Annotated in this window: 11 protein-coding genes; 6 read left to right on the forward strand and 5 right to left on the reverse strand. The window is 60.4% G+C overall.

Annotated features, from left to right (window positions below; translation table 11 throughout):
* Positions 1 to 26: 26 nt before the first annotated feature.
* The 6 genes from L0H65_RS07940 (at position 27) to L0H65_RS07965 (ending at position 7,100) form a co-directional block, all read left to right on the forward strand.
* Positions 27 to 905, forward strand: coding sequence for a branched-chain amino acid ABC transporter permease (locus L0H65_RS07940; RefSeq protein WP_301458337.1), 879 nt, complete (start codon positions 27 to 29; stop codon positions 903 to 905).
* Positions 902 to 1,837: a branched-chain amino acid ABC transporter permease gene (locus L0H65_RS07945; protein ID WP_301458338.1), complete on the forward strand. Its 936-nt coding sequence runs from the start codon at positions 902 to 904 to the stop codon at positions 1,835 to 1,837. Before L0H65_RS07940 ends, L0H65_RS07945 begins: the two co-directional genes overlap by 4 nt.
* Positions 1,825 to 2,547, forward strand: coding sequence for an ABC transporter ATP-binding protein (locus L0H65_RS07950; RefSeq protein ID WP_301458340.1), 723 nt, complete (start codon positions 1,825 to 1,827; stop codon positions 2,545 to 2,547). The genes L0H65_RS07945 and L0H65_RS07950 overlap by 13 nt, the downstream gene beginning before the upstream one ends.
* Before the next feature lie 4 nt (positions 2,548 to 2,551).
* Complete coding sequence (locus tag L0H65_RS07955) at positions 2,552 to 3,247, forward strand: ABC transporter ATP-binding protein (protein ID WP_301458342.1); 696 nt, start codon at positions 2,552 to 2,554, stop codon at positions 3,245 to 3,247.
* 117 nt (positions 3,248 to 3,364) lie between these two features.
* Positions 3,365 to 5,398: a hydantoinase/oxoprolinase family protein gene (locus L0H65_RS07960; protein WP_301458344.1), complete on the forward strand. Its 2,034-nt coding sequence runs from the start codon at positions 3,365 to 3,367 to the stop codon at positions 5,396 to 5,398.
* On the forward strand, positions 5,391 to 7,100 hold the full coding sequence (locus L0H65_RS07965) for a hydantoinase B/oxoprolinase family protein (RefSeq protein ID WP_301458345.1): 1,710 nt from the start codon (positions 5,391 to 5,393) through the stop codon (positions 7,098 to 7,100). The genes L0H65_RS07960 and L0H65_RS07965 overlap by 8 nt, the downstream gene beginning before the upstream one ends.
* Positions 7,101 to 7,166: 66 nt before the next feature.
* Here the strand turns inward: L0H65_RS07965 and L0H65_RS07970 are convergent, their stop codons facing one another.
* The 5 genes from L0H65_RS07970 to L0H65_RS07990 all read right to left on the reverse strand — a co-directional run.
* Positions 7,167 to 7,799 (reverse strand): sugar transferase, encoded by a 633-nt coding sequence (locus L0H65_RS07970; RefSeq protein ID WP_301458347.1) that lies wholly within the window; start codon positions 7,797 to 7,799, stop codon positions 7,167 to 7,169.
* A gap of 323 nt (positions 7,800 to 8,122) precedes the next feature.
* Positions 8,123 to 8,566, reverse strand: a complete 444-nt coding sequence (locus L0H65_RS07975; protein ID WP_301458349.1) for a MarR family winged helix-turn-helix transcriptional regulator — start codon at positions 8,564 to 8,566, stop codon at positions 8,123 to 8,125.
* Positions 8,563 to 9,399 (reverse strand): carbon-nitrogen hydrolase family protein, encoded by an 837-nt coding sequence (locus L0H65_RS07980; protein ID WP_301458351.1) that lies wholly within the window; start codon positions 9,397 to 9,399, stop codon positions 8,563 to 8,565. Before L0H65_RS07980 ends, L0H65_RS07975 begins: the two co-directional genes overlap by 4 nt.
* Positions 9,400 to 9,402: 3 nt before the next feature.
* The gene (gene grxC, locus L0H65_RS07985; RefSeq protein ID WP_301458353.1) at positions 9,403 to 9,660 is read right to left on the reverse strand and encodes a glutaredoxin 3; all 258 of its coding nucleotides are present in this window, start codon (positions 9,658 to 9,660) and stop codon (positions 9,403 to 9,405) included.
* 36 nt (positions 9,661 to 9,696) lie between these two features.
* Positions 9,697 to 10,174, reverse strand: a 478-nt coding sequence (locus tag L0H65_RS07990; RefSeq protein ID WP_301458355.1) for a ComF family protein, incomplete at its 5' end; no start/stop codon positions are given.

Here is a 10,174-nt window from a genome sequence, read left to right on the forward strand (position 1 = left end):
CCAAGATGAAATGCAGGGTATTCTGAATGGATTTTGGCCCGTTCTTGCTGTTGGCCTTGATGGAAGGCACGGTGATGGCCGCAGTTCTGGCGCTGACCGCCGTTGGGCTGTCGCTGGTGTTTGGCGTGATGCGTGTGGTGAATGTGGCACATGGCGAGTTTTTCATGTTGGGCGCAGTGATCGCATGGTTCGTCACCTATTACCTGCCCGGCCCACCTGCGATGGTCTTTCTGGCGGCGCTGATCATCTGCCCGCTGATCGTCGGCGGCATCGCCGCGCTGGCCGACATGCTGATCCTGAAGCGGTTGAATTATGACCCGGAGGCGACAATCGTGGCCACCATCGGCTTGTCCTACATCTTTCAACAGGCTGCACTGACGTTTTACGGGCCAGAGGCGCGCCCGGTCGAAGCGCCGTTCAACCTGCGCATCCAACTGCCGTGGTTCGGTTATTCCGGTTACAAGATCGCGGTGGTGCTGGCAGCGGGCGCGGTTCTGCTGGCGGTCTGGTTGCTGATGACGCGCACGCGCGCCGGGTTGATCATGCGGGCGACGCAGCTTGACCGAAGCACCGCCCGGGCATTTGGCATCAATGTGGATCGGGTCTATGCCGCGACCTTTGCCTTGGGCGCGGGGCTGGCAGCGATAGCAGCGGTGTTGATCGTGCCGATCCAGCAGGCACATTATCTGATGGGGCATGATCCCTTGTTGCTGTCGTTCATCGTGGTGATCATCGGCGGATTGGGCAGTTTACGCGGCACATTGTTGGCGGCGCTGATCATCGGGTTGTCGGACGGGACAATCTCGGTCTTCTTTTCGCCGACGCTGGCGAAGATATTGGCGACATTACTGGTCGCGATGGTGCTGGTCTTTCGACCGCAAGGATTGTTCGGGGCGAAGGCATGAAGCGCGCATTGGCCTTGCATATCGCTGTTCTCGCCGTGCTTTTTGCGGCGCAGTTCGTCCTGCCACCCTACCATCACACCAATATTGCCCGGATCATGGTGCTGGCGGTTTTCGCCATGGGGTACAATATCGCCTTTGGCTATACTGGCCTGCTGTCCCTTGGCCATGCGCTGTTCTTTGCGGCGGGGCTTTACGCAACCGGGTTGGGGATAGAGGTTTGGGGCGTTCCCACTGCGGTGGCGTTGATCCTTGGCGTCGCAGCGGGTGGGGCGATTGCTGCGGCGACGGGCGTGTTGGCGCTCCGAACCGGCGGCGTTTCCTTTATGATCGTGACGTTGATGTTCGCGCAAACCGGTTACCTGACCATTCTCTATTATGGCGAATATACGCGCGGCGACGAAGGTATCGTGATTGCACGCACCGCCCGCGCCATCAGCAATCTGGATTTTTCAGCCGACACCCCGCGTTATTTCACTGCGCTCGCGCTGTTCTCGATCGCGTTGTTGGTCAACCTGGTGTTGGTGCGGTCACGGCTTGGCCGCTCGATGATCGCAATGCGCGAGAATGAGGAACGTTCGCGCATGTTGGGCTATGATCCATTCAGGGTGAAGCTGATCGCACTTAGTATCTCCGGGCTCTATGCGGGGGCGGCAGGGGCGGCATATGCTGTGCTGTTCGGCTATATCGGGGCCAGCTTTGCGACAATCCAATACTCCATTCTACCGCTTCTCTATGTGCTTTTGGGCGGTGCGGGGACCACGCTTGGCCCTTTTCTCGGCGCGCTTTTGATGTTCTACCTAATTGACATTTCCTCCGGTTATACCACGGCGCATCTGTTCGTTGTCGGTGCAGCATTGCTGGTGCTGGTGCTTTTCGCGCCCAAAGGCATCCTGGGTGCGTTGCGTGAAAAGGGGGCGAAATGGTTGCCGTGATCGCGCCTGGCCCCATCCTGTCTGCGCGCGGCCTGACCAAGCATTTTGGCGGCTTGAAGGCAGTCGAGAATGTCGATTTCGACCTGACGAAAGGGCAGGTTCACGCTTTGATCGGACCCAATGGTGCAGGCAAGACCACCTTTGTCGGCCTCCTGTCCGGTCGGCTTGCGGCCAGCGCTGGCAGGATCGAGTTCGACGGTCAGGATATCACCAGCCTCGCCGCGCATAGCCGTGCGGTGCGCGGCATCGCCTATACGTTTCAAATCACGTCGATCTACACCAACCTGCCGGTCTTCGACAATGTGGCGCTTGCCATCCAGAGCCGAGGCAGCAAGACCCTGAAAGCGGAGAGTTTGGCGGCCCTTGATCGCGTCGGGCTCGGCAGCCGCGCGGATCAAATCGCTGGCACGCTGGCCTATGGCCATCAGCGCTTGCTCGAGGTCGCGATGGGGCTCGCGATGCAGCCAAAACTTCTGATCCTGGATGAGCCGACGCAGGGGCTTGGCACCGCCGAAATCGAGGTGTTCAATCAACTTGTCCGCGCGATCACTCCAGAAGTCACCGTGCTTTTGATCGAACACAACATGGATGTGGTGATGAACCTTGCTGACCGGATCACGGTTCTGAACTTCGGCGAGAAGCTGGCCACCGGAACCCGCGCGCAGATCCGCGCAGACCCAGCGGTGCAAGCCGCCTATCTCGGGGGTTGACCGCATGTTGGAGATTGCAAACATCGACGCGGGCTATGGCAATGTGCAGGTGCTGCGCGGTCTGTCGCTGCGGGCGGAACCGGGCGAAGTGACTTGCGTGATGGGGCGCAACGGGGCTGGCAAAACCACCATGCTGCGCGCGATCATCGGGCAAGTGGCGGTCACTGCCGGTAGCATCATGTTGAACGGCACCCCGCTTCACACCTTGCCCGCCCATGAAGTGCCAAAACGCGGTATCGGTTACGTCCCCCAGGGGCGCCGCCTGTTTGGCGAACTCAGCGTGGCGCAGAACATCGAGATCGGTCTGATGACTCGGCGCAAAGGCGCTGCCACGCGTGACCATGTGTTGTCACTGTTCCCCCGCTTGCGCGAAAGGCTGGCGCAACGGTCAAGCACACTGTCAGGCGGTGAACAGCAAATGCTCGCCATCGCCCGCGCACTGTGTCTGGAACCCACAGTCCTTCTGCTCGATGAACCGATGGAAGGGCTGCAACCCTCGATGATCACCCTGATCCGGGACACTCTGACGACGCTCAAATCCAGCGGCGTCGCCACGATCTTGGTGGAGCAGCGCGTCGAAACCGCCCTGGCCCTCGCCGACCGGATTGCTTTCGTGACCAATGGCACCGTGGCGGAGATCCTGGCAAATGACGGACTTTCCGCCAAGACACCGCAGTTCCACACCTTTGTGGGGGTCTGAAATGCGCTATTGTCTTCTCTGTACAAATATCCACAACACCGCATTCATCCCGCACTATCACCCGACGCTAACGGCCCCCCCCGCGCAGCCAGGCAACACAACACAAGGTCAAATCCGATGACACATCTTGTTGCAGGTGCCGATGTCGGCGGGACATTCACAGATCTGGTGATCCTGGACCCCGCAACGGGAGAGGTTCGGCTCGCAAAAACGCCGACCACCCATAACCCGAAGACCGGAGGGCAGGCGGAGGGCGTTCTGGCGGCGCTGAGTAAGTCAGGGACACCACTCTGCGACCTTGCCCTGATCGTGCATGGCACGACCACCACCACCAACGCGGTGCTGGAGCGCAAACTGGCCAGAACCGGGTTGATCACCACGATGGGGTTTCGGGACGTGCTGGAACTGGGCCGCCGCACCCGCCCCAACGCTTACGGCATGACCGGTGAATTCATCCCGATCATCCCCCGCGATCTGCGCCTTGAGGTGACGGAGCGGATGGATGCCAAGGGCCGGATCCTCACGCCGCTGGATGAGGATGAATTGCGCCGAAACGTCACCAAACTTGCGAAAATGGGCTGCGAATCGCTCGTCATTCACTTCTTGCATGCCTATGCCAACCCCATGCATGAGCTGCTTGCCGCCCAGATTGCGGGTGAAATCTGGTCGACCCAATACATCACCTGCGGCCACGCCCTGCTGTCGGAATCGCGGGAATACGAACGCGGGGTCACGGCGGCGGTGAACGCATCAGTCCAGCCGTTGCTGGAACGCTATGTCCAATCCCTCGCCACCGCTTTGCGCGCAAAGGGTTATCGCCATGACCTGCTGGTGATGAATGGCAATGGTGGCATGGTCCCCGCTTCGCAGGTCAGTGCCGAAGCAGTAAAAACCGTGATGTCCGGCCCCGCCTCTGGTGTGATGGCCGCCGTGGCGACGGGGCGGCGCGCGGGTATTCCGAACTTGATCACCTACGACATGGGCGGTACGTCCACCGACGTTGCCCTGATCAAAAATGCCAGCGCACCAGTCTCAAACGAGATCGAGCTGGAATATGCCATGCCCATCCATGTCCCGATGGTCGATGTTCGTACCGTGGGGGCGGGTGGCGGCTCCATAGCGCGAGTTGACGCGGGCGGAATGTTGCGCGTTGGCCCACGTTCGGCAGGTTCCAGCCCCGGCCCGATCTGCTATGGCAACGGTGGGACGGAGCCGACGATTTCGGATGCGAACCTGCTGCTGGGCCGCCTTCCCGCAGCGCGCTTTGGCGAGAATCAAGCCCAGCTTTCCGCCATATTCGAGACGAAGATAGGCAAGCCATTGGGTCTGTCCGTCCAAGCCGCAGCCGAAGCCGTGATCCGCATCGCCAATACTCATATGGCAGGGGCGATCCGGATGGTGTCGCTGTCGCTGGGGGCAGACCCGCGCGATTTCGCGCTGTTCGCCTTTGGTGGTGCTGGCCCCTTGCATGCGACGGCACTCGCCGCTGAACTCGGCATCCCGCGCGTGCTGGTTCCCGCGCGCCCCGGTATGAGCAACGCGCTGGGTTGTGTGGTGGCCGACCTGCGCCACGATGCCGTCCGCACCCTAAGTCGACCGCTGGATGGTGTCGACATGACAAAGGTTCATGCCGTTCTGGCAGATCAGATCACGCAGGGAACCGACCGTATCAAAGCCGCTGGCATCGAATTGACCAAAATCAGAACGGAGCTTTCCGCCGATATGCAATTCATCGGCCAAACCCACTTGCTGCGCGTGCCATTGCCAAACGCGGCCCCCACCCGCGAGGAACTGCAACAAAGGTTTGAGGCTGCCTACCATGCGCGCTTTCGTGTCAACCTGCCGACAATCCGCGCCAATCTCGTCAACCTCAACACATCGGTCATTGGCGAGCGTCCGCAGATGGATCTGTCCCGCCTCATTGACCCCTCCGAACGTCTGGCAAAGGCAACGCCCCGAACCACGCGCCCGGTCTGGTTCAATGGCTGGGTCGAAACGCCGGTCTATTGGCGTGACCACCTGCCTCTCGACCTGACACTGCGGGGTCCGGCACTCATCGAGCAGATGGACTGCACGACCCTCATCCATCCGGGCTGCACGGTCACATCAGACGCCGATGGAAACCTGATCATAGAGGTGCCACATGCCTGAAACTGGCTCTAACACCACGAAAATCGACCCGATCACCCTCGCCGTGATCCAGGCAGGGTTGCAACAGTGTTGTGACGAAATGGACCTGACCTTTAGCCGCGCGGCGTTTTCGCCCGTGATAGCCGAAGCTGACGACCGCTCTGACGGCATCTATTCCGCCGCCGACGGCTCGCTCATTGCCCAAGGCGCGAAGGGCCTGCCGGTCTTTGTCGGAACCATGCAATTCTCCACCCGCCATATCATCACGCGCATCGCATCCGGTGAAACCCTGCCGCCGGAGCCGGGCGATATCTACATCGTGAATGACCCCTATCTGGGCGGCACCCATCTGATGGATGTGCGCTTCGCGATGCCGTTTTACCGCGACGGGCAGATTTACTGCTGGCTGTCGAACACCGGGCATTGGCCGGATACCGGTGGTGCTGTGCCGGGCGGCTTTTCTGCCTCGGCCACGGCTGCCGAACAGGAAGGGCTGCGGCTGCCCCCGATCAAGCTGTTCAAGAAGGGCGTGTTGGACACCGAGATCTGGCAAGTAATCTGCTCCAATATCCGGGTATCGGAACAAAGGATCGGCGACGTGCAAGCGCAGGCATCCGCTCTATTGGTCGGCGCGGATCGGTTGACTGAATTGCTGAACCGCTATTCGGACGCCACAGTCACCGCCGCAATCGCTGAAATCCGCACCCTCGCCGCCGCCCAGATGCGCACGAAAATCGCGTTGATCCCCGAAGGCAGCTATAGCGCGCGCGCCTTCATCGACAGTGACGGCGTGGTCAATGAACCCCTGACCATCGCGCTGAAAGTCACGCGACATGGCGAGAAGCTGAGCTTCGATTTCACCGGCTCCTCCCCGCCCTGCGCAGGCCCGATGAATTCGGTGCAGGCGACCACGTTTTCGTCAGTCTATCTGGCGCTGCGCCATATCTTTCCCGATGTGCCGCTCTCGGCAGGCGCATTTGAGCCGCTGACAATCATCGGCCATGAAGGTACCTTCCTTGACGCCCATTACCCGCGCCCGGTGTCCGGCTGCGCCGCAGAAGTCTCGCAGCGCATCGCCGAAGCAGTTTTTGCCGCTTTGGTCCAGGCCATACCCCAACATGTCACCGCAGCACCTGCCGGAACTTCCGGCAATTTTGGCCTCGGCGGGCATGACCCCGAGAAGGGCCGCGATTTTGTGATGTATCAGATATCGGGCGGCGGGTACGGCGGCAACGCATACCACGATGGGCTGTCGAATGGCTGTTCGACCATCGGAATTTCCAAAGCCCCCCCGGTGGAGATCATGGAACAGAACTTCCCAGTGCTTTACCGTCGCTATGCCTTGCACGAAGGATCAGGCGGTGCCGGCGAGCATCGCGGCGGTTTCGGCTTGGACTACGAGATTGAACTGCTGCGCGGCACGGCAAGGGCCAGCTTCGTGATGGATCACGGGCGCACAGGACCGCAGGGTGCAATGGGTGGCAAGGACGGCGCGGTGAACAGCGTCGAAATCACCCGGAATGGTGAGGTTTTTATCCCGCCGCACCTGTCCAAAGCGCAAGACATTGCGCTCGGCCCCGGCGACCGCGTGCGTGTGCGCACCCCCGGCGGCGGCGGTTATGGCGACCCCGCAAAACGCGACCCGGCGTTGATCGAGGAAGATATCCGGCTTGGGCGATACACGCCGGAACAAGCAGCAAACCTGTTTCCAGTCAAACCCTGAGCCCGTCTTCTCTGCAAAAATATCCCTGCCGGAGGCACCCGTGGCCATCCAAAAGCGCGTCATCCCTCAACCCTGGCGCCCCTTGAAAAACCGCTTGATCAGGATCCCGGTGCCGGTTTCCCAGATCAGCTTCACGTCGAGGCAGATCGACCAGTTGCGCTGATAGAGCAAATCAAGGCGCGCTTTCGCCGGCACACAGACAGTTGCATAAACCCGGTCGGTTTCCTCTGCCGTGGCGCAGGCCGCCAAAAGCCGTTCCTCGGTTGCATGATAGCGCAGACTCGCGAGTCCCGTGATTCCTGTCGGGCTTTTCAGCACTTTGCTGTAAATTTCCGGAAAACGTTCGACATATTCGCGCAATGGCGGACGCGGCCCGACGAAGCTCATATCCCCTTTCAAAACGTTCCAGATCTGCGGCACTTCGTCCATGCGGGCGCGGCGAATGAAGGCACCCAAAGGCGTGATGCGCCCGGTTTTGTCACCGCCGGAAACCCCGCTTTCGTTTCCCACCACGGTCATGGTCCGCAGTTTCCACAGCCAGAACGGTTGATCCGGACGCTTCATCCGTTCTGCAACATAAAAAAGCGGCCGCCCCTCACGCAGATACATCACCACCAGCAGGATTGAAAACGGAACGACAAGAATCAGCGACAGAATCACCACCAGAGTCAGATCGAGAAGGCGCTTGCTCCCCATCATTGCGACAATGCCCGCCGTTCGGAAACCAGCCTCTGCGGCTGCGCGGCTTTGGACGGGAGCGTAACCAATGCGTGCCGAAGTTTGGTATCCAGTTCGATGCGGGGTGTCACTGCTGCATCAGACGCAGCAAATCGCCACTGCGCACCGGCGGCGCAAGGTTCCGCCAAGATGTCCGGATGCGGGAAGGCTGGTTCCGGCCTGCGAGATTGCCATAGCGCGCGCAGCCTATCCGGCGGAACATCTCGCCCCCATCGCCGCGGCACCCGCCCGATCTGTCCGGTGGCACCCATGACCAAAATCGAATTTGGCTGTTGCGTCATCACTTATTCATTGCCTTCCAACCGGGTACGCAATTCCCGCAGAATCGGCATGAAAGCCCGCACCCGTTCGGCACCCAAATCCGTCACGAACTCGGCAATCAGCGGCGCGACAGCCTGCACAGCGGCATCACGCGCGGCGCGACCTGCGGGACTGATGGCGACACATTTTCGGCGCGCATCGTCCCAATCGGGACGGATGTGGACGTGGCCCGCCCATTCCAGCTTGCCCAGCGTGTTGGTCATCGCCCCGCGTGTGACATTGAAGGAGCGCGCGAGTTGCGCCGGGGTCCGTTCGTCATTGACGCGCGCCAGATGGTTCAACACCCCGAAATGCGAAAGCTCCATCCCGCGCGGCAGAACTTTGGAGATGCGGTTCCGGGCGAGTTGGTCTGCCATGAACAGCTCTCCGAACAGGGCCACCGCAAGATCTTCCGGCGTGTCAGTCATTTTGGCCCCGTGAAATCACGGTCATGACTCAATGACGGCACGCGACCACGCGCGCGGTCTACTGCCGAAAGGTCAATCTCGGCAAAACTCACGCCCGGTTCGGTTCCGGCATCGACCAGTACCTCGCCCCACGGGGCCACGACAAGGCTGTGGCCATAGGTCCGCCGTCCCTTGCCAACCATCGTTTCTGGATGAAACCCGGTTTGTGCAGGGGCCAGTATAAACGCGCCGGTTTCAATCGCGCGGGCACGCAGCAACACCTCCCAATGTGCGGCGCCGGTAGTATCGTTGAAGGCAGCGGGAACGGTAATGATCTGCGCACCAGCCTGCGCCAGATGGCGGAACAGATAGGGAAAGCGTAGATCATAGCAAATGGTCATTCCAATCGCACCAATCGGCGTTTTCGCCAGCACTGCCTCCGTTCCAGGCCGATAGCCTGCCGATTCGCGGTAAACTTCGGTTGCAGAGACGTTCACGTCGAACATATGCAACTTGTCATAACGCGCGACGACTTCGCCCTTGGGCCCGATAAGGAAGGAGCGATTGGCAAAGCGCCCGTCCGGGTCATCCGTCAACAGCGCAAGTGATCCGATCAGCAGCCAGATGCTGAGTTCCGCCGCTGCATTCCGCAATGCCTGCAAATTCGGGTCATCTTCTTCGCGGTGAAATATCCGTCTCTGGTGTTCACGGCTGGAGGAAAGCCCGTTGGTACATTCCGGCGTCAGCACAAATTCTGCGCCACCGGCAGCGGCTTTTCGGATCAAACCCAGCGTTTCCGGCAGGTTTGCTGCCGGATCATCGCCAACCGTCAACTGAACAAGGGCTATCCGCATCCATCAATCCGCCAATAGCGCGTCAAGTTTGCCGGTACGCTCCAGCATGTGCAGATCATCCGAGCCGCCGACATGCTGCGCACCGATAAAGATTTGCGGCACCGTGCGGCCACCATTCGCGCGTCGAACCATATCCGCGCGCGCTGCGGGATCACGGGAAACGTCATGCTCGGTAAAGGTCACGCCTTTGTTGGTCAGCAAGCGTTTCGCCGCATGGCAATAGCCGCAAAGCGGAGAGGTATAGATTTCGACAGGTTTCATGCTCTCACCCCTAATGGTCGCGATGACTATAGGGATTTAAGCATCCTTCGCAACGCGCGCCAGTGCCAACACCGAAACACAAGTCGCACCCGCCGCAAGGCAAGCATCCGCCGCAACCGCCAAAGTTGCACCAGAGGTCATAACATCATCCACCAGCAGGATATGACGCCCTTGAAGGCGGTCTTTGCGGCGCGGATGGGCGCGAATCGCATCCTGCATATTCTCGAACCGTTCAAGCCGGTCACGCCCGCCTTGGCTTTTCGTGTGTCGCGACCGCACCAGTAAATCGGGGCAATGCTCCAGCCCCGCCAACCTCGCCAGCGAACCCGCGAGCAAAGCCGATTGGTTATAGCGGCGGCGCAGCAACCGAAACCAGTGCAACGGGACGGGCGCCACCAGCATATCGGGCCGCAAAATCGGCTTTGCGGCGCGCAGGAGCCATACGCCCGCAGGTTTGGCCAAGTCGAGCCGGTCCCCATGTTTCAATTGCAGTACCATCCGACGCGCGTTATCT

The organism is Pseudorhodobacter sp., from assembly GCF_030452865.1.
Classification (GTDB): Bacteria; Pseudomonadota; Alphaproteobacteria; order Rhodobacterales; family Rhodobacteraceae; genus Pseudorhodobacter.

What these genes read in the sequence shown, in the direction of transcription:
- L0H65_RS07940 (WP_301458337.1), top strand. Translation starts at nt 27, where the DNA reads ATGGATTTTGGCCCGTTCTTGCTGTTGGCCTTGATGGAAGGCACGGTG.
- L0H65_RS07945 (WP_301458338.1), top strand. Translation starts at nt 902, where the DNA reads ATGAAGCGCGCATTGGCCTTGCATATCGCTGTTCTCGCCGTGCTTTTT.
- L0H65_RS07950 (WP_301458340.1), top strand. Translation starts at nt 1,825, where the DNA reads ATGGTTGCCGTGATCGCGCCTGGCCCCATCCTGTCTGCGCGCGGCCTG.
- L0H65_RS07955 (WP_301458342.1), top strand. Translation starts at nt 2,552, where the DNA reads ATGTTGGAGATTGCAAACATCGACGCGGGCTATGGCAATGTGCAGGTG.
- L0H65_RS07960 (WP_301458344.1), top strand. Translation starts at nt 3,365, where the DNA reads ATGACACATCTTGTTGCAGGTGCCGATGTCGGCGGGACATTCACAGAT.
- L0H65_RS07965 (WP_301458345.1), top strand. Translation starts at nt 5,391, where the DNA reads ATGCCTGAAACTGGCTCTAACACCACGAAAATCGACCCGATCACCCTC.
- L0H65_RS07970 (WP_301458347.1), bottom strand. Translation starts at nt 7,799, where the DNA reads ATGATGGGGAGCAAGCGCCTTCTCGATCTGACTCTGGTGGTGATTCTG.
- L0H65_RS07975 (WP_301458349.1), bottom strand. Translation starts at nt 8,566, where the DNA reads ATGACTGACACGCCGGAAGATCTTGCGGTGGCCCTGTTCGGAGAGCTG.
- L0H65_RS07980 (WP_301458351.1), bottom strand. Translation starts at nt 9,399, where the DNA reads ATGCGGATAGCCCTTGTTCAGTTGACGGTTGGCGATGATCCGGCAGCA.
- grxC (WP_301458353.1), bottom strand. Translation starts at nt 9,660, where the DNA reads ATGAAACCTGTCGAAATCTATACCTCTCCGCTTTGCGGCTATTGCCAT.